Below are 19,240 nucleotides of genomic sequence, written 5' to 3' on the forward strand. Positions count from 1 at the left end.
GGGGCGGGAAAATTAATGAGATAAGCGGCCCTTCGTCGTTGAAATAATTCGTCCGCCTTAATCACGCAGGCGGCGAAATGATATGGCGCGCAAAGCGGCACGCGCGAGAGCTTCGCTCGAATCAATTAACGTCATTTCCTGCCAGATCGCGCTGTGTTTTAACAAACTCAACTCTGTGCAAGCCAGAATAATGTGCGTAGCGCCCTGTTGCTTCCAGCTAATTACGGCGTCCGCTAACTGCCGCATTGAGAGTTCAGACACGCTTTTTGTGGCTTTTATCTCGTTAATGCAGCGTGTCAAAAGCTGTTGGGTGGATGCAGCTACATTGACGATCTCGGCGTGCTGTTGCGTAAGCGCATTCTGATACAGCCTGCTCTGGTACAACATTTGCGAACCGAGCACAACAACCCGCTTGCCCTGAGGCGCAATATGCTCAAGTGTGGCATCAATAATATTAATAACCGGAATAGCTGCGTCCTTGCTCCAGCGCGACCAAAGGAGGTGAGCGGTATTACAAGGCACAACGGCAACCGTCGCACCCGCAGCAGCGAGTTCTGTGATAGTTGCGTGAATCCAGGGAGAAGGATCACGTTCACCCAGTTGCAAATGACGCCCGCGGCTGGGAATTTTACTATTATTATCAATAATAAGTCGCGGATATTGCCACTCTTTATCTGCCTGAACCAGGCCATACAGCTGCTGGCAAAAATCCAGTGTTGCCCAGGGGGCTACGCCTACGACGCCTAAAACACCTTCATCTGCCGGCCAGCTAACATCGTCATAGAGAGGTGAGATATTAACCATTTTTTTGCTCAAAGTGATAAAGGCGTAATCGGGTTTCAGGATACTTATTAAGCATATGACCTTCAGGGAACATATTTTCACTCCTGGTTAAGCTGAAACCATGCCGCGCAAATATAGCTTCGTATTGCTCAGCAGTTCGATATGTAGCCGAATACTCTGCTTGCAGATTCGCAGAGTAGCGGTTATTGATTTCGAATCTTTCACCGACCCCCGTACCATCACGCAATAATATAGTGCTTTCTGGTTTACTGTAAGCACGCAAATTACCTAACAATTTTTCAGTTTGCTCATCATTAAGGTAGATCATCAGGCCAGATATAAAAATGACATCGTACTGCTCTGAGCTACAATAATTCTCAGCAGATGAAAGAATGAAATCGACATTATTAATATTGCGTTTGCTGGCTTCAAGCTTACCCACTTCAATCATTGCAGCTGAAAACTCTACAGCGGTGATTTTTTTTGCGCCCTCATGCTGAAAGCGAAAAGCCCACTGCCCGACCCCGGCGCCGAGATCAAGTACCGTTTTCCCTGTCAGGTCAGGCAACCAGGCAAAAACTTTTTGCATCTCTGTGCGAATTTTAATATCGAGAAATTTTGGATCGTTTTCCAGATTTGCTAAACTTTCAAACGATAACTTATTGTAATTATCCGCTCGGCGATCCCAAAAATCCTTCACTTTTTTTGCATCTAACATTTCATTAAGCCTGATTTTAGCGATACGTCCAGCGTTCATTATCAGCAGAAAAATCGACATCACTTTTCGCGATATTCATAATGCGGCTATTGCAGAGGAAGTCATAATTAAAGCGTGTAAATTCATTTACCTCTCCGCCAGGAATAGGTAATAAACGTACACCGAGCGGTTTCGTTAACCGCACCGCGAGTGCAGCCGTATCAAGAATAATCGCGGCAATATCTTCAGGCAGTGTCGAACCTGGCACCGGGAGCATATCTAATCCACAACCACAAACAGTTGACCATGCATTAAGCGTATCAATGCTTAATGCACGACGATTATTGGTACTCGCCAGGGCATCATCTTCCAGTACTGAGAACATGACGCCATTAAAACCCGTTGCGCGAGCACCACTGATTGCGACTGCGCTTTTAATCGCATTCGTCAGAATACTGGTTATAAAGAGTGATCCCTGAACGCCACCAGGACGCGCACCAAGATTTTCAACTAACCTGCCAACAGAAATACTGCCATCCGGAAAAGGCGCCAGTGAGGCATCCAGACCGGCATAGTCAAGCCCTGAATCAGACGCCAGCTCATGACCGAATGCATCAATTTCGCGTAAGCGTGCGCAGAGTCGAAGAATAAACTGGTCAGCAAAGTCCGCCAGCAGCATGTTGCCTTCCCGTACCTGCTCACTCAATTCCAAAGCAATATCGGTAGTTTCGAGGGCAAAACTAAACTTCAGTGTCTCACCTTCATGCCGGGAAAACGGAAAAAACGGGGCATTTGGCGGACAACGCAATGAGGCACCGAGGCGGAAATTATCAAAGCCATTATTACTGCGATGTGCTACCTGCAACATGAAACGGGCAACGTCATGGCTGGCTCGAATATTTATACCCTGCTCATCGGCTACCATCAGATTCAGAAACATACGCGGTTGCCTGAAGAGTAAAGCAAACGCGGCATCTAACCGTCCGCGGTAATTATCGCCATGCGTTAAGTCCAGCGGTAAGCAAAACCAACGAATATCAAGTCTTTCAGCCAACGCATTGATTGAATTTATTCGTGCTGGCAGGGTATAAATCTCATCTTCATCACGATCATTCAATGGTGGCAGAGTTAAACGTAAGGTTCGCAGTGGCCAACGACGAGACTGGAGTTTATCAATCACTAACGTGCGAAAGTGATGTAAACGTGACTCAGAATGCCCGTCGGAAATAGCGGAGTAAGGCAAGCCCAGCGTAATAGCTCGTATCATTAACCGTGATCCTCCTGCATCAGACGCCAGTAATCTGCCAGCGTATTAATTTCATTAAATGCATGCTCCCCCAGGTCGTGAGCGTAGAGTGCTGTCGTTTTCTGACACGGTAACGTTTGGGCGGCATACAAATTACCATACCGCAGGCATTGCTTATGCCACTGACTCAGGAGTGCCATATCACTGACTTTAAACAGACCCATAGCCTCAGGGTGCTCTGCGGCGCGTATCGGTCCCAGATACGTCTCCTCCACGATGCCCCGGCGATTAACGTCACAATGAATGGAGGTCAGCATGCGATTATGCCGCTGGTGAGTCAAAACGAGATTTCCCTCAGCGTGATCCATTTCATGGATAAGCTGAGGAGAAAAAAACATATCTCCCGAGACAACATACGTGGGGCTATTAATCTGATTCAGGGCCAATCCCAGACTCATTGCATTATTAGTCGTTGCCCAGTTGTCATTGATAACGTAATTCAGATCAGGGTAGGACTCCATAATCTGTAACGCACCAAAGCCAATCACTACGGTAATTCTTTTCCCATGAAAGGCATCAATAGCATAGTCGAGAATCGTTTTCCGCGTTTTGGGATGGCGAATTAAAACTTTATTTTTACCATCCAGTTGCAGGCTTCTGCCGGCGGCCAGAATGATGGCATTTTCAACCATGATAGCCTAACTCCTGCAGCGAAAATTGACATACCGGCATGGGTACAACGAAATCATGCTTTACCGTTTTATAAGGGTAGATGTCATTAATTAATGCACGCCTCGCCACTTCCTGCCAGTCAAATTGATGATTTTCGCGCAACGATCTTAATGGCACCGAGGCGTAATCAAATCGTACGACCGGCACTCTTTTTAGTCCCAGACTGAGCGCGACTTCCATACGGTGCTGGCCGTCCAGTACCAGATTATGGTGTAGATCAAGCGCCAGAGGTTTTACCCATACGCCTTCCTGAAGAATTTTATTACGCAACCATTCAACGCGACGTGAACTGAATTTTTCAATATGGCGCAATTTTTGTGGTTCAAAAAACTCTACATTCATTTTAGTGCCTCAAAATTTTCTAATAATAAATGATAATCCGCAACCGCCTGCCGGTAATCGACTTCTTCGTTGAAAGATCTTGCAAACAAATCCGTAATATCTACAGCACGGCAGGGTAAGCAAGAGCGGTGTACAATCCAGGGTGCCATGTAATATTGCTGGGTACTTTGCTGTAAAAACGTCTGCCGCAGGCGTCGATCGTTTTCCACCTGTTCCGGAGAGACACTTAGCAAGCCGACCATTTTCATCCAGCCATCAAATGCGGAGTCGTAATCGGGCACATAGGCAATTTTCTTTATAGCAGGTTCAGCTTTACTGGCTTCGACAATACCGCCAGTAAGGCAAGAGTTGTAATAACCATGGGTGAGCCAAAAACTGTCACTGCCCATTTCAGCTTGCATTAACCGCGGCCATACACGTGGATCCAGCAGAACATCCGTTTCGATAATTGTATAGCCATATTCAGGATGATTAAGCGCGCTGACACCTTTTTCAACGGATAATATGTTGACATCATTTTTATAATTATCATTGTGCGCTAACTTAATATTAGCATCAGCATAATTATCTTTAATCCAGCGTTCTACAACTGATGACTGATGACCGGTAACCAGTACAATTTCACGCTCGCCGCATTTTAACAGCTCAGTCAGCAACGTATCCAGCACGGTGATTTCACCGACCGGCAGCAAGCATTTAGGATAATTTAGGGTCAGATGCCCCATTCTCGTTCCCTGACCAGCAACCAGTAATATTGCGGCGCGTTTAGAAGACATTGTGATGAACTCCAGCGGGCATAAGGGTTTTTTCAATGATTTTTACAATCTCACTGCCTGCGCCCTGCTCTGGCATATGAAGTTCATCACGTAAAACCTGCAGTCGCTTATCACGCATGGGATCCTTGCCTGAAACAAGATTATCAACGAAAGTTTTAATATCTGCGGATTCATTCGCAACGTCATAAGCGTCATAAATAAATTCAGCGCTACTGTTAATACCGAGGCAATTTTCATGAGTCAGGAAAAGGATTGGCTTACGCGAAGGTAAATACTCCAGCAAAAACGATCCTGCATCTGCCATCAGCGCATCTGATTGTGAAAAGGCGTAGCGATAATCTGCAGAAAAATCCCACTCCACATGTGATTTGAGATGAGAGTATTCGCGCAGCATTTGCCAGTTCTGAGCAGTTTCGCTGTGTGTTCCGCGCTCTATACGAATATCCAGAAATTGTTTAAAAAGCGGATGTGGCCGAATAACCAAATTAACGTCATCACGTTTGATGATATCGAGCATTGCCTGTGTATATAAATTAAATGTAGACCACATCTTTTCATCATCAGGCATGACGAAATGCGGTGCCCATAATAGCGTTGGCTTGTCTTTATTAACTTTGCCATCCGCCTGGGCGCCAAAGCGTGATGTATAGTTATCAAGCTTTGGATGTCCGCTAACATAGACGTGTTGATTGCCATTTCCGCAATATTTAGCAAACTCATCTTTATGCCGCTGAGAGCGAACGAATACCCACCTGGCAACATTTTGACAGGGAAGATTATACCGATAAACACGGTTTCTCTCACCATCACCCATATCTAATCCATAAGGAATATAGGCGATAGAAATATTGCGTCGATTAAGCGTCAAACTTTGCAGTTCATTGGGACGTGCATCATCATAAGGATTTTGTAAAAAAACCACATGGGGCTTACGCGCCGTAATCTCATACTCGTGATACTCGGTATACCGGATACCCTTATCATTTAATAAATCACGCTGTGCAGTGTAATCCGGTGCTTTTGCGCCCCGACTGAAATAGGGCGCCAGGATAATCTGGCAATCAAAATGCGGTTTGGCCTGCATAGCGCGATATACCGACTCAAAGTTAGTCCAGCCGGGGGCCCACTGGAAAAAGATATCCACTTTTATCTTTTCTTCGCCAGGTTGATAGGCTGGCCAGACTATTTCTTCTAATTTTTTAGCGAAATGCGCTCGATAATCAACAGGTTGGTTTTCGATATCACTTTTATCAGCGGCCTGATAACCCGCATTGGGAAAGATACCTAACCAGCGGTCACGTTTTATCAAACTATTCCAGCGTACATCTAAAGCCCAGCACTGAGGAACGCCACCCGCCAGTAACCCCTGCAAGCTTTCTGCATAATTATCAATGAGAGTGGAGTAGTAATCACCGTTCACAATGTAAGCGCAAGCGCACCATGCATATTGCGGCTTAATAATAAAATCCACACTTTTTAACGGCACGACGTTATCATAGTGGGCAGCGAGCAGCGCGACATGCCAGTTGATCTGCTGTAAAGAGGAGAGAAATAGATCAATTCGCTGTTTGGTCTGAATATCATCATGGAAAACCATATCGTCTTCCAGAATCAATACATTTTTCCAGCCGTTTTGCTGAGCCATTTGCAGCACGAGAATATGTGATTTAATACAGCCGATATAGCCTGGCGCTTCTTCAATAGCCTCAAAACGGACAATCTTTTCACGTGGTACGCCAATTGCTTTTAATTGACGAGCGATACGTACCCTGCGATCCTTGCGTTTGTTCAGGTTGATGTATACAACCTTATCTATTGTCTGCCAGTTGACTGCCATCATCTCTACACCCATCGCACTAAGAAAGCTCTCATTTTCAGGACGGCGCAATAAAGACAATTCTTAAGGAAATTAAAAAAATTTTTTAGGTTTACTGGCAAGGTGCACAGTTGTCGCATCACGTTCGAATTCACGAAAGCGCTGAGTTAGGTTGCCAGCGGAAAGGCAGCGGTCAGTCCGAAAATAGCCGTGCGGCTTGAGGCGGGGCCGGGTATGGCAGGCATAGGGTGCGATCTTTTTTTGCTGGCGCAATAACCCGATCATAAAACCCTGTGCCTGTCTTTTTGTGGGAATTCCTTAGCCCTGTGGGCCACTGCTCTTCGCGAGCATTTTGCGGTAATTGTTCAGCCATTTGCCGCTGGTTAAACGCCACCAGAAACAGATACCGCGCACCGTCCAGTCGAGGAACATGCCGAGCCAGACGCCAGTCACCCCCATGCCCAGCACAATGCCGAGCAGATAACCGGCCACCACGCGCGCGCCCCACATACTGAACATCGATACATACATGGTGTACCGCGCGTCGCGCGCGCCCTTCAGCCCGGCCGGCAGCACCCAGGAGGCGGTCCAGACAGGCATAAAGGCGGCATTCAGCCAGATCAGGTGTTTGGTTACCTCAATCACCTGCGGATCGCGGGTGTAGAATCGTGCCAGCGTGCCCGCCAGCGGCACGGTGATAAACGCCAGCGTACATAGCCCAATCATCGCCAGCCAGAATACGTGCTTGATCTGCCGCTCCGCCTGCATCACCTGATTTTTCCCTAAGCGCCTGCCGGTGATAATGGTCGACGCAGAACCCAGCGCGTTGCCCGGCAGGTTAATCAGCGTGGCGATGGAGAAGGCAATAAAATTACCGGCGATCTCATTGGTGCCCATGCCGGCGACAAAAATCTGCGTCAGCAGTTTGCCGCCGTTAAACAACACCGATTCGATACTGGCCGGTACGCCAATCCCCAGCACTTCCATCAGGATGTTGCGATCCCAGCGGCGGAAATAGCTGGCCAGCGTGATTTTCAGCGCCGGACTGATGCCGCGATACAGCACGTAAATGGCCGCCGCCGCGCCAATATAGCGTGAAATGGTTAATCCCAGCCCGGCACCGACAAATCCCATCCCATCCCATCCGAGCGCACCGTAGATCAGCACGCTACTGATGATGATATTCAGGATATTCATGCCGCCGTTAATCAGCATCGGAATTTTAGTGTTGCCGGCACCGCGCAACGCGCCGCTGCCTATCAGCGCAATCGCCGCCGCCGGATAGCTCCACGCGGAGGTTTGCAGATAGCTGAGCGCCAGTTCTTTGACCTGCGGCTCGGCGTTGCCGGCAATCACGTCAACAATCAGATGCCCCCAGAACTCGATGGCGATGACCAGCACAAACGCCAGCACCGTCATCAATCCCAGCGACTGCCGCGTCGCCGCACGCGCACGCTTGCCGTTGCGTTTGGCCAGGCTGAACGCCACCACCACCGTGGTACCGAGATCGATGGCGGCAAAAAAGGAGATGATCACCATGTTAAAGCTGTCAGCCAGCCCAACGCCTGCCATCGCCTCTTTGCCCAGCCAGCTCACCAGAAAAGTACTGAGAACCCCCATCAGCATCACGCACAGGTTCTCAATAAAGATGGGCACCGCCAGTGGGGTGATTTCACGCCACAACAGCGTGCGATAAGCACGGCGTTTGGGATACCACGCCGTGTTTCTGATCGCCCGCATTACTGCTACGCCAGGATTTTGCAAGGGAGTACCAAATCACTTTGGTTAAGAAGTAGAGTAATAATGATGATAGGCTGCTAACGATTATGCAAAGTGTTTCCCGTCACCATTTAATCATTATTACAAACTTTTTGCTGACTCCCCGCCCGCGCCGACGCTGCCGCTGCCGCCCAGATAGGCGCTGCGCACCTCTTCGTTGTGCAACAGTTCGCTGCCGCTGCCGCTCAGACGAATTTCGCCATTGACCATCACATAACCGCGATCCGCCAGTTGCAGGGCGTGGCGTGCGTTCTGCTCCACCAGAAACAGCGTCATGCCCTGCTGCGTCAGCTCACGCAGGATGCTGAAAATCTGCTTTACCACCAGCGGGGCCAGCCCGAGGCTGGGTTCATCCAGCAGCAGCAGACGCGGCCGGCTCATCAGCGCGCGGGCGATCGCCAGCATTTGCTGCTCGCCGCCGGAGAGCGTCATTGCCCGCTGTTTTCGCCGCTCCAGCAGGCGTGGAAACAGCGTGTACATTCGTTCTTTATCCTGCTTCATGTAGCGCTCGCCGATGGCGATGGTGCCCATCAGCAGGTTCTCTTCCACCGTCATATCCGGAAAGATGCGCCGTCCTTCCGGCGCCTGGGCAATACCGCTGGCGGCGATAAAATGGGTCGACCGCTGGCTGATGGGTTCTCCGCGCAGGCGAATTTCACCGCTGGCAATGCGCGGCTGACCAAAAATCGACATCAGCAGCGTGGATTTTCCTGCACCGTTGGCCCCAATCAGCGCCACGGTTTCCCCTTCCGCCACGGTCAGCGACACCTGCTTCAGCGCCTGCACCGGGCCGTAAAACACATCCACCTGTTCAAACGCCAGCATTGCTTCAGCCATGCTCGCTCTCCTCTTCCGCGCCGAGATAAGCGGCGATCACCTTCGCATCGTGTCGAATCTGCTGCGGCGTGCCCTGGGCGATCACGTCACCGTGATCCAGCACGACGATGTGATCGGAAATGCGCATCACCATCGGCATATCGTGTTCAATCAACAGCACGCTGATGCGATGATCGGCGCGCAGCTGGTGCAGAATCTGGCTCAGCGCCTCGGTTTCGACCGGATTAAGCCCCGCTGCGGGCTCATCCAGGCAGATCAGTTCCGGCCGGGTGCACATGGCGCGCGCAATCTCCAGCCGGCGCTGCTGGCCGTAAGAGAGCGTACCGGCCAGCCGGTTGGCACTGCTGACCAGATCAACACGCTCCAGCCAGTAAAAAGCGCGATCGAGCGCGCGACTCTCCGCTGCCCGATAGCCGCGGGTATTGAGGATGCCGGCCAGCAGCTGACGGTTGACCTGCATATGCTGCGCCACCAGCAGGTTTTCCACCACCGACATCTCGCGAAACAGGCGGATGTTCTGAAAGGTACGCGCCAGACCGGCGCGGTTGACCAGATGTGCGCCGCCAAACATCTTGTACCAGATGCGCGAGCCCAGCCGCGCCGGCCGCAGCCAGTCACCCGGCTGAATCTTCTGGCCCAGCACCTGAATCACATCGGTGCTGCGCTGATGGGCATTGAGCACAATGCGCCCGCCGCTGGCGCGATAAAATCCCGTCAGGCAGTTAAATACCGTGGTTTTGCCCGCGCCGTTGGGGCCAATCAGCGCGGTGACCGAGCCGCGCTCCACGCGCAGGCTGACATCATTCAGCGCTTTGATGCCGCCAAAGCGCATCATCAGGTTATCCACCTGCAGGATGGCATCACTCATGGCGTACTCCTTTTCTCAGCGGCACCCCGACGCGTGCGGTGCGCACCAGGCCGCGCGGACGCCAGATCATCATCAGCACCATCAACATGCCAAACAGCAGCACGCGGTACTCGGCAAAGCTGCGCAGCAGCTCGGGCGCCACCGTCAGCACAAACGCGGCCAGCACCACGCCGAGCGTCGAGCCCATCCCGCCCAGCACCACGATGGCCAGAATAAGCGCGGACTCAAAAAAGGTAAACGAGGTGGGATTAACGAACCCCTGATAGCTGGCGAAAAATACCCCGGCAATACCGGCGGTTGAGGCACCGAGCATGAAGGCCGACAGCTTCACCAGCACGTGATTCAGCCCCATAGCGCGACAGGCGATTTCATCTTCACGCAAAGCTTCCCACGCCCGGCCAATCGGCATGCGCGTCAGCCGGTGCTTGATAAACAGCACCAGCAGCACCACCAGCACCAGCACGACGTAGATAAAGATGAACTTCATGTTGGGGTTGTAATCGAGATGCAAAAACTGGTGGTACGGTATGCCGCCCTCCTTTGCCCGGCGGGCGAATTCAAGGCCGAGAAAGGTCGGTGACGGCACCGAGACGCCGTTCGGCCCGCCGGTGAACGACAGCCAGTTATTCAGCACCAGCCGGATAATTTCACCGAAGCCGAGCGTGACGATGGCCAGATAGTCACCGTGCATGCGCAGCACCGGAAAGCCAAGCAGCGCACCGGCCAATGCCGCCAGCAGTGCAGCGATGGGGATCATGCTCCAGAAACCCAGCCCGAGATACTGATAGCCCAGCGCCAGCCCGTAGGCACCAATGGCGTAAAACGCCACGTAGCCCAGGTCCAGCAGCCCGGCGAGGCCGACCACGATATTGAGCCCGAGTCCCAGCAGCACGTAGATCAGCCCGAGAATCGCCACCGTCAGCAGATACTTGCTGGAGAGAAACGGAAACGCCAGGGCCACAACCAGCAGCAGCGGTATTATCCAGCGCAGGCGCGAGCGGTAACCGGGTTCACGCACGTATACGCCGTCATCGTTGCCCTCAAACTTGCGCAGAAAACGGCGCCCCACGGCGGTATGCAGAAACAGCCCCAGCAGCAAACGTCCTGCCATCACCACCGCCACCAGCAGCGCCACGCGCCGCGGCGACAGCGTAAAACTATAGCCGCTGAGCACCACGCCCACCACCGGGCCGAACACCACCAGCGCGACGGCACCGGCCAGCAGCGTGTCGAGCAGCACCTGACGGATGCCGCTGGTTTGCGTCATTGCATTCATTCTGGCTTCCTCACACTTTGGCGACCAGCGGCCGGCCCAGCAGTCCCTGCGGACGGAAGATTAAAATCACCACCAGCAGCGAAAACGAGAACACATCTTTGTAATCAGAGTTCACCAGCCCGGCGAACTGCGCTTCGGCCACGCCCAGCAGCAAACCGCCCAGCATCGCGCCGGGCAGCGAACCGATGCCCCCCAGCACCGCCGCGGTGAAGGCTTTGATGCCGATAATGAAGCCGGCGTAGAAATCAAACGTGCCGTAATTCATGGTAACCAGCACCCCGGCCAGCCCGGCCATCGCCGCGCCGATGACAAACACCAGCGAAATCACCCGGTCGGTATTGATGCCAAGAATCGACGCCATGCGCCGATCCTGCTGGACCGCACGGCAGATACGGCCCAGTTTGGTGTACTGGATAATCCAGGTCAGCAGCGCCATCCCGCACAGCGCCGCCACCAGGATAAACACTTTGGTCCACGTGATTTGCACCACGCCGCCGTCGATCTCCATACGCAGCACGCCACTGAGCAAGGTGGGAATGCCCTGCTGATTCGGTCCCTGACTGAGTTGCACATAGTTTTGCAGAATCAGCGACATACCAATGGCAGAGATCAGCGGTGCCAGCCGCGTGGAATTGCGCAGCGGACGATAGGCAATGCGCTCAATGGCCCAGCCGTAAGCGGCGGTGACCACGATGGTGAACAACAGCGTGCCAAAGATCAGCAGCGGAAAGGAGTGAATGCCGAAGTAGCTGAGCAGCGCCAGCCCGATCGCACACAGATAAGCAGAGATCATGTACACCTCGCCGTGGGCGAAGTTGATCATGCCGATAATGCCGTAAACCATGGTGTAGCCGATGGCGATCAGCCCGTAGACCGCGCCCAGCGTCAGGCCGTTAATCAGCTGCTGTATAAAGAAGGCGTCCATATTGTCTCTCGCAGGTGGAAGGCGTGCACAGGACACGCTCAGATGCGAACGGCCCCGCTGCGCGCGGGGCCGCAGAGCGAATTACAGCTGGTGATATTTGCCTTTGTCATCCCACTGATAGACCACGTAATCCGAGACTTTCAGGTCGCCTTTTTCGTCCCACGCCTTCTTGCCCATCACGGTGTCAACGCTGTTGGCCTTCAGCCAGTCGCTGGCTTTGGCATTGTCTTTACCTGCCGCTTTGTAGGCGGCGGCCAGAGCCTGAATGGAGGCGTAGGCGTACAGCGTATACCCTTCCGGCTCAAAACCGCTGGCGCGGAATTTTTCAATCACCGCTTTGCCATCCGCGATGGTGCGCGGGTCATTGCCGAAGGTCATGTACACGCCTTTAGTGAACTGCGGACCGCCGGCGGCAGTAACCAGTTCTTCCGTCACGATGCAGTCGCCGGAGAAGAAGGCCGCATTGACGCCCTGCTCACGCATCTGCCGCACCAGCGGACCCGCCTCCGGATGGCAGCCACCGAAATAGACCACATCCGGTTTCACCGCGCCGATTTTGGTGACCAGCGCGTTAAAGTCTTTTTCACCGCGCGACAGCCCCTCATACAGCACCTCTTTGACGCCGCGTTTCTCCAGCGCCGCTTTGGTGGCATCCGCCAGCCCCTGACCGTAAGTATCTTTATCGTGGATCACCGCCACTTTCTTCGCTTTCAGCGTATCGAGAATATAGTTCGCGGCGATAGTTCCCTGCTGGTCATCCCGCCCGCACATGCGGAACAGGGTTTTCATGCCGCGCTCGGTGATTTGTGGATTGGTTGAACCGGGCGTAATCGCCAGTACGCCCGCCTCGTCATACACCTCTGAGGCTGGCATGGTCGAAGATGAGCAGAAATGGCCCACCACCGCCATCACTTTGTCCTGATCCACCAGCCGGTTGGCAACGGCCACCGCCTGCTTGGGTTCGCAGGCGTCATCGCCCTGCACCAGCACAATTTTTTCACCGTTTATGCCGCCCGCCGCGTTAATGTCCGCCGCGGCCTGGCTGGCGCCCTTCCAGTATTGTGTACCGTACGTAGCATTCGGTCCGGTAAACGGACCGGCCACGCCGATCTTTATGTCAGCCTGCGCGTAGAACGCCATGCTTAAACAACCTGCCATCACCACCTTCAATGGGTGTTTTATGAATTTCAAAGACATGCTTTCAATCCTCAACGGGTCAGGAACGGAGCCATACCACGGCCTGGGAGAAATCAATCTGAAACACTTCGAGAGCAGTGTGGTCAGCGCGACCACGGTTGAAATTTAAGCAAAAAGCTCGCCAGAGAAGACAATCGGTGACAATTTTTTTGCAGCGGCATCGCAGCCGGGCGGAAAACGTGCGATGTGGCCTCCCTGCACCTGATAAACATAGCCAGCCTTTTGCCGCCTACCAGCACCGTGATGGTGCAGAATGCGGTCGATCACAGATTCTTCATCGTGATGAGAGGTTTATCCGCTATGCTCTGGTCAAATCGGTCCAAATTGCTGAAGGAGAATCTATGAATACGCAACGGAACGGATTGACCACTGAGCAGGCGCTGGATCAACTGGAGCGTCTGTATGACGACGCGGTTGAAGCGCTGCGCAACGCCATTCGCACGTTCACTGCCAGCGGCACACTGCCGGACGCCGGACTGCGCCAGCAGGGGCTGTTTGTCTATCCGGAGCTGCGCATCACCTGGCAGGGTGAAGGCCCGCAGCAAAATCGCACCCGCGCCTGGGGACGTTTTACCCACACCGGCCGCTACAGCACCACCATCACGCGCCCGGCGTTGCTGCGTCACTATCTCAGCGAACAGCTGCAGATGATCGAAAAAGAGTACGACGTGCTGATCGAGGTGGGCCCGTCACAGCAGGAAATCCCTTATCCCTATGTGATTGATGGCTCCGACCTGTCGCTGGACCGCTCCATGAGCGCCAGTATTGCGCGCCATTTCCCGACGACCGAACTATCGCAGATTGGCGATGAAACCGCTGATGGCCTGTTCAACGCCGACGCGCTGTTCCCGCTGTCGCATTTCGACGCGCTGCGCACCGATTTCTCCCTGGCGCGCCTGCGTCACTACACCGGCACCGCGGTAGAACACTTCCAGCCGTTTGTGCTGTTCACCAACTACACGCGCTACGTCGATGAGTTCGTGCGCTGGGCGATTGAGCAGGTGCAGGATCCCAGCACGCCGTACGACAGTCTCGCCTGCGCCGGCGATGTGGTGATCACGGCGGAGACGCAGGACCCAACGGCGATGATGTCGGATCTGGCGTGGAAGAAGCATCAGATGCCCGCCTGGCATTTAACCTCGCCCAACCGTCGCGGCATCACGCTGGTGAATATTGGCGTCGGTCCGTCGAACGCCAAAACCATCTGCGATCACCTCGCGGTGGTGCGCCCACATGCGTGGCTGATGATTGGTCACTGCGGTGGCCTGCGTGAAAGCCAGAGCATCGGCGATTACGTGCTGGCACACGCCTATCTGCGTGACGACCACGTGCTGGACAGCGTATTACCGCCGGATATCCCGATCCCGAGCATTGCGGAGGTGCAGCGTGCCCTGTACGACGCCACCAAAGCAGTCAGTGGTATGCCCGGCGAAGAGGTGAAGCAGCGCCTGCGCACCGGTACGGTTGTCACCACAGACGACCGCAACTGGGAGCTGCGCTACTCCGCATCTGCGTTACGTTTCAACCTGAGCCGCGCAGTGGCGGTGGATATGGAGAGCGCCACCATTGCCGCACAGGGCTATCGTTTCCGCGTACCGTACGGCACCCTGCTGTGCGTCTCGGATAAACCGCTGCACGGTGAGATCAAGCTGCCCGGCCAGGCCAACCGTTTCTATGAGGGCGCCATCTCGGAACATCTGCAGATTGGCATCTGCGCCGTTGAGCTGCTGCGCGCCGAGGGTGACAAACTGCACTCCAGGAAACTACGTACCTTCAACGAACCGCCCTTCCGCTAAATCCGCTGTTCCGGCCCATGGACGGGCCGGATTTCTGCTGGCAACCTTAAATTTTCAGCACCGCCACTTTTACAAACCATGCCAGTACGGCGAGGATAGCCGGCAACATGAGGGTCCAGATCAGTCTGTCATTTAACCGTTCGAACTTTTTATCGATGCGTTTCTCCACCTGACCGATCTCATTCATCAGTTGATTGCACATCAGCCCCTGTTCGGTACGCACGCGTTCCACGTCCGCTCTGGTGGCAAGGTTTTCAAAACGTGCGGTCAGGACCGCGGCATCCTGCTGTAACAGCCGGGTGGTGTTCGCCAGCTGTTCCACGTGTTGGGTTAATCGTACCATTAGCGGTGCTCCCTGATTTCTTAACGCCAGAAGGCGAGGCGGCAACCGATGCGGCAGCGTGCAAACGGGATAATCCATTATCTTGTCCTTCTTCAGCAACCTTGTGTCATCGCCTCACTCCACCGCTATTTAAGCAGAGCGGCAGCGATTAAACATTCCACGATCCCGCCACTGCAGGCAAAAAATTTGCGCATGGCAGAATTTACGGAGAGACAGTAAACAACAGGCCTGAAAGAGAAAAGTGGCGACGGGCAGGAATTGCGAGACATCACGCAAACAATCATTACGCGAATGTAACAACTTACACGGAAGCCCGGGCGGGCTTCCGTTACACAGCATCAGGCACTCAGCCAGCCGAGTTTAATCACAAACAGAATCGACAGAATCACCAGCGCCGCATTGACCTCTTTGGTGCGGCCACTCAGCAGTTTCACCACCGTCCAGGTAATAAAACCAAAGGCGATACCATTAGCGATTGAGTAAGTCAGCGGCATGGTCAGCGCGGTCACGGTGACCGGTGCCGCCGTGGTGACATCTTTCCAGTCAATTTCTGCCAGACCGGAGGCCATCAGCACCGCGACGAACAGCAGCGCTGGCGCCGTGGCGTAGACCGGCACGCTCCCCGCCAGTGGCGAGAAGAACAGGCTGAGCAGGAACAGAATAGCGACCACAATCGCCGTCAGACCGGTACGGCCACCGGCGCTGACGCCCGCAGCTGACTCCACATAGCTGGTGGTGGTTGAGGTACCCAGCAGTGAACCGAACAGTGCAGCGGCGCTATCGGCGATCAGCGCACGGCCCATTTTCGGCACGTTGCCCTGCTCATCGGCCAGACCGGCGCGTTTCGTTACGCCCAGCAGCGTGCCGGTGTTATCAAACACGTCGACAAACAGGAACGCAAAGATCACGCTCACCAGGCCAACGTTGAACGCGCCGGCGATATCCAGCTGCATAAAGGTCGGCGCAATCGACGGCGGCGCAGAGAACACGCCCGCGAACGGCGTCAGGCCAATGCCCATCGAGATAAAGGTAACAACCAGAATGCCGATCAGTACGGCTCCGGTGACGCGACGCGCTTCCAGCACCACAATGATAAAGAAGCCGAGCAGCGCCAGCAGCGGACCCGGTTTGGTCAGGTCGCCCAGACCGACCAGCGTAGCCGGGTTATCCACCACAATGCCCGCCCCTTCCAGCGCAATCAGTGCGAGGAACAGGCCAATGCCTGCCGCAATCCCGGCACGCAGCGGCAGCGGAATGCTGGCAATAATCCATTCGCGAATTTTAAAAATCGACAGCGCAAAGAAGATCACCGCCGAGAGGAACACCGCACCCAGCGCGATCTGCCAGGTGTAGCCCATATGCAGCACCACGGTGTAGGTGAAGAAGGCGTTCAGGCCCATGCCCGGTGCCAGCGCGATCGGATAGTTGGCGATCAGGCCCATCAGAATCGAACCGATGGCTGCAGCCAGACAAGTGGCGACAAACACCGAGCCTTTATCCATACCGGTCGCCCCGAGGATGCTGGGGTTCACAAACAGGATGTAGGCCATTGCCAGAAAGGTCGTAATACCGGCAATGATTTCGGTGCGCACCGTGGTGTGGTGTGCTTTTAACTTAAAAAGTTTTTCTAACATCATCATCTCTCATCAGCGGAGACGGCCCGCAGGCCTGCTCTCTCTTGCCAAGGCGTTTTCCCGCTATTCCGCGCGTGGTGGCTAAGCTGACGCGGAAAAAGTGAGGAAAATTATTTTTTTATGCCGGCGTTTTGCCACCGCTGGCAGCAGAACGTCGTGTGCTATCCCCTGTCCACATAGCAATTGCTATGCCACTCCCTGACGCAATCGTTTTCGTTTTAGCGTGCCGTTGCGGCTAAGAAAATTCTGAACCAGAACGAGGCGCGATTATGGTGCATTGCACCACCTGCGCGCAAACGTTTTCCCGCCGTGCGCAGCCGGGGGTGAAATATTGCGGTAACGCACGCTTTCACACTCTGCCAGGCGATGGCGCTCACGTTTCTGCTGCGCGTTTCAGCAGCTTAAAAACGCCGGGTTACACTGCGTTTAACCCTTTCGCAACAAAAGAGGCAGTGCAATGAAGCCCGCGATTCTGGTCGTTGATGATGATCGTGCCATCTGCGAATTGCTGCACGATGTGCTGAGCGAACATGTGTTTACCGTTTATAGCTGTCATCAGGGGCGCGACGCCCTGGCGCTGCTGGCGCAGCATCCGGAAATCTCCCTGGTGATGCTGGATATGATGCTGCCCGATACCAACGGCCTGCTGGTATTACAGCAGATGCAGCGTCAGCGCCCTGAGCTGCTGGTGATCATGCTGACCGGCATGGGATCGGAAGCCGATATGGTGGTTGGGCTGGAGATGGGCGCCGACGACTATATCGCCAAACCCTTTAATCCCCGTGTGGTGGTGGCGCGGGCCCGTGCGGCGCTGCGCCGCTGCGGGCGACTGGCGCAGCCGGAAACGGTGATTGATGAGGGCTGGCAGTTTAATGGCTGGCGGCTGGATGATGTGCGTTGTCAGCTGTTCAATCCGCAGCGTGAAAGCGTGCCGCTCACTCAGGGCGAATACAGCCTGCTGCGCGCGCTGGTCGGCCACGCGCGTAAGGTCCTGACGCGCGACCAGCTGCTGGAGCTGACCCACAGCGAGAGCCTCGACGTGTTCGATCGCACCATTGATGTGCTGATCATGCGCCTCAGACGCAAAATCGAGGCTAATCCGCATCAGCCGATCCTGATCCGCACCATTCGCGGACTGGGCTATGTTTTTTCCGCCGATGTGATGCGCCCGTCCGCCGCGGCGCGCGAAACGCAAATCGCCTGATCCATCCAGCGCTGCATCTCGCTCAGTGGCCGGATGCCGTCCAGCGCGTTGGCCGCATGCAGATTAAAGCTGGCGCAGGTATGGGCCAGCTTTAACGTCTGCTGCAGGCTGTAGTTTTGATGGCTGGCGTACAGCACGCCGGCGCAGAAGGCATCGCCCGCCCCGACGCTGCCGACAATCTCTTCTGCCGCTAAGCACCAGGCGGGCTGCCACAGGCCGTCGCCCGCTGGCTGCTGGCCCCAGGCACCTTCCGGTGCATGAATCACCACGCGCTGGCGCACACCCTGCGCCAGCAGCCAGCGTGCCGCCGCAGCAAACGCCGCCGGCGACGCCAGCGTACCACTGCTGCGCAGCTCGATGCCGGTGAGCGCCTGCGCTTCCAGTTCGTTAATCACCAGATAATCGAGCCAGCGCAGTGCCGGCTTCACCAGCGTCTGATACTCGCCGGCGCGCGAAACCAGATCGAGCGAAGTGAGATAACCGCGCTGCTGCATCTCCGCCAGCAGCCGGGCACTGCGGGTACCGTACTGCGCATCGGGCTGGTCGAGCTTATCCAGTAACAGCAGATAGCCGAGGTGGAAGATGCGGTGCGCGGTGGCGAGGTGAGCGAAGTGCGCCACATCGAGCTGCGCATTGGCCCCGCGCGCGTGAAAAAAGGTGCGCTGACCGTCCGGCGCGGTCATCACCTGCGTCATCGCCGTGGCTGCCGCACCGGTGCGCTGAACGTGCTGACGGTCCACATGATGTTCATCCAGCAGCTGCAGCAGGTAATCGCCGTCGCTGTCCTCGCCCAGCATCCCCACGGCGGCCAGCGGCAGACCGACCTGCATGCGCGCCAGGGTAAACAGCACATTCAGCGCCGCACCGCCGCTGCATTTCTCGCTGTGGCTAATCTCCGCCAGCCAGCCCTGTTCTGGCCAGTGGCTGATGCGCTGCACGTGATCCACCAGCATGTTACCCGCCGCCAGAATGCCGTTGCGTGCTGCCAT

Annotated in this window: 19 protein-coding genes; 2 read left to right on the top strand and 17 right to left on the bottom strand. The window is 54.7% G+C overall.

Annotation, left to right across the window (positions count from 1 at the left end; translation table 11 throughout):
- Positions 1-57 precede the first annotated feature (57 nt).
- The 14 genes from OXR61_RS17500 to OXR61_RS17565 all read right to left on the bottom strand — a co-directional run bounded on the left by OXR61_RS17500 (position 58) and on the right by OXR61_RS17565 (position 13,541).
- On the bottom strand, positions 58-804 hold the full coding sequence (locus OXR61_RS17500; protein WP_021509833.1) for an amino acid racemase: 747 nt from the start codon (positions 802-804) through the stop codon (positions 58-60).
- The gene (locus OXR61_RS17505; protein ID WP_081035995.1) at positions 797-1,561 is read right to left on the bottom strand and encodes a class I SAM-dependent methyltransferase; all 765 of its coding nucleotides are present in this window, start codon (positions 1,559-1,561) and stop codon (positions 797-799) included. Before OXR61_RS17505 ends, OXR61_RS17500 begins: the two co-directional genes overlap by 8 nt.
- Positions 1,518-2,747: a DUF711 family protein gene (locus OXR61_RS17510; RefSeq protein WP_071813658.1), complete on the bottom strand. Its 1,230-nt coding sequence runs from the start codon at positions 2,745-2,747 to the stop codon at positions 1,518-1,520. Before OXR61_RS17510 ends, OXR61_RS17505 begins: the two co-directional genes overlap by 44 nt.
- Positions 2,747-3,418, bottom strand: coding sequence for an NTP transferase domain-containing protein (locus tag OXR61_RS17515; RefSeq protein ID WP_021509830.1), 672 nt, complete (start codon positions 3,416-3,418; stop codon positions 2,747-2,749). The genes OXR61_RS17510 and OXR61_RS17515 overlap by 1 nt, the downstream gene beginning before the upstream one ends.
- Positions 3,411-3,800, bottom strand: a complete 390-nt coding sequence (locus tag OXR61_RS17520; protein ID WP_021509829.1) for a hypothetical protein — start codon at positions 3,798-3,800, stop codon at positions 3,411-3,413. The genes OXR61_RS17515 and OXR61_RS17520 overlap by 8 nt, the downstream gene beginning before the upstream one ends.
- Positions 3,797-4,576, bottom strand: a complete 780-nt coding sequence (locus OXR61_RS17525; RefSeq protein ID WP_071813657.1) for an NTP transferase domain-containing protein — start codon at positions 4,574-4,576, stop codon at positions 3,797-3,799. Before OXR61_RS17525 ends, OXR61_RS17520 begins: the two co-directional genes overlap by 4 nt.
- Positions 4,566-6,416 (bottom strand): glycosyltransferase family 25 protein, encoded by a 1,851-nt coding sequence (locus OXR61_RS17530; RefSeq protein ID WP_267412488.1) that lies wholly within the window; start codon positions 6,414-6,416, stop codon positions 4,566-4,568. The genes OXR61_RS17525 and OXR61_RS17530 overlap by 11 nt, the downstream gene beginning before the upstream one ends.
- Positions 6,417-6,710: 294 nt before the next feature.
- On the bottom strand, positions 6,711-8,132 hold the full coding sequence (locus tag OXR61_RS17535; RefSeq protein ID WP_021509826.1) for an EmmdR/YeeO family multidrug/toxin efflux MATE transporter: 1,422 nt from the start codon (positions 8,130-8,132) through the stop codon (positions 6,711-6,713).
- 120 nt (positions 8,133-8,252) lie between these two features.
- Positions 8,253-9,008, bottom strand: coding sequence for an ABC transporter ATP-binding protein (locus OXR61_RS17540; RefSeq protein ID WP_021509825.1), 756 nt, complete (start codon positions 9,006-9,008; stop codon positions 8,253-8,255).
- Positions 9,001-9,876 carry an ATP-binding cassette domain-containing protein gene (locus OXR61_RS17545; RefSeq protein WP_021509824.1) on the bottom strand — a complete coding sequence of 292 codons (876 nt, stop codon included), beginning with the start codon at positions 9,874-9,876 and terminating at the stop codon, positions 9,001-9,003. The genes OXR61_RS17540 and OXR61_RS17545 overlap by 8 nt, the downstream gene beginning before the upstream one ends.
- Entirely contained in the window at positions 9,869-11,152 is a 1,284-nt protein-coding gene (gene livM, locus OXR61_RS17550; RefSeq protein WP_021509823.1) for a high-affinity branched-chain amino acid ABC transporter permease LivM, read from the bottom strand. The genes OXR61_RS17545 and livM overlap by 8 nt, the downstream gene beginning before the upstream one ends.
- Before the next feature lie 10 nt (positions 11,153-11,162).
- Positions 11,163-12,077 (bottom strand): branched-chain amino acid ABC transporter permease, encoded by a 915-nt coding sequence (locus tag OXR61_RS17555; RefSeq protein WP_021509822.1) that lies wholly within the window; start codon positions 12,075-12,077, stop codon positions 11,163-11,165.
- A gap of 81 nt (positions 12,078-12,158) precedes the next feature.
- A complete protein-coding gene (locus tag OXR61_RS17560) occupies positions 12,159-13,217 on the bottom strand; it encodes a branched-chain amino acid ABC transporter substrate-binding protein (RefSeq protein WP_021509821.1) in 1,059 nt (352 codons plus the stop codon).
- Between the two features lie 162 nt (positions 13,218-13,379).
- Positions 13,380-13,541 carry a hypothetical protein gene (locus OXR61_RS17565; protein WP_155519940.1) on the bottom strand — a complete coding sequence of 54 codons (162 nt, stop codon included), beginning with the start codon at positions 13,539-13,541 and terminating at the stop codon, positions 13,380-13,382.
- 74 nt (positions 13,542-13,615) lie between these two features.
- Here OXR61_RS17565 and OXR61_RS17570 point away from each other — a divergent pair, with 74 nt between their 5' ends.
- Positions 13,616-15,070, top strand: a complete 1,455-nt coding sequence (locus OXR61_RS17570) for an AMP nucleosidase (RefSeq protein ID WP_021509819.1) — start codon at positions 13,616-13,618, stop codon at positions 15,068-15,070.
- A 46-nt stretch (positions 15,071-15,116) separates the two neighbouring features.
- On the opposite strand, the gene OXR61_RS17575 is transcribed toward OXR61_RS17570, so the two are convergent.
- Together OXR61_RS17575 and OXR61_RS17580 are read right to left on the bottom strand one after the other, a co-directional pair.
- Complete coding sequence (locus OXR61_RS17575) at positions 15,117-15,413, bottom strand: hypothetical protein (protein WP_052022898.1); 297 nt, start codon at positions 15,411-15,413, stop codon at positions 15,117-15,119.
- Between the two features lie 338 nt (positions 15,414-15,751).
- Positions 15,752-17,050, bottom strand: a complete 1,299-nt coding sequence (locus OXR61_RS17580; protein ID WP_021509817.1) for an NCS2 family permease — start codon at positions 17,048-17,050, stop codon at positions 15,752-15,754.
- Between the two features lie 454 nt (positions 17,051-17,504).
- On the opposite strand from OXR61_RS17580, the gene OXR61_RS17585 reads away from it, so the two are divergent.
- Positions 17,505-18,251: a response regulator transcription factor gene (locus OXR61_RS17585; protein ID WP_021509816.1), complete on the top strand. Its 747-nt coding sequence runs from the start codon at positions 17,505-17,507 to the stop codon at positions 18,249-18,251.
- Here the strand turns inward: OXR61_RS17585 and OXR61_RS17590 are convergent.
- Entirely contained in the window at positions 18,188-19,240 is a 1,053-nt protein-coding gene (locus OXR61_RS17590) for a carbohydrate kinase family protein (protein ID WP_021509815.1), read from the bottom strand. The genes OXR61_RS17585 and OXR61_RS17590 overlap by 64 nt on opposite strands.

The sequence above is a fragment of the Pantoea sp. GM_Pan_4 genome (genome assembly GCF_026541005.1).
GTDB lineage: Bacteria > Pseudomonadota > Gammaproteobacteria > Enterobacterales > Enterobacteriaceae > Pantoea > Pantoea dispersa.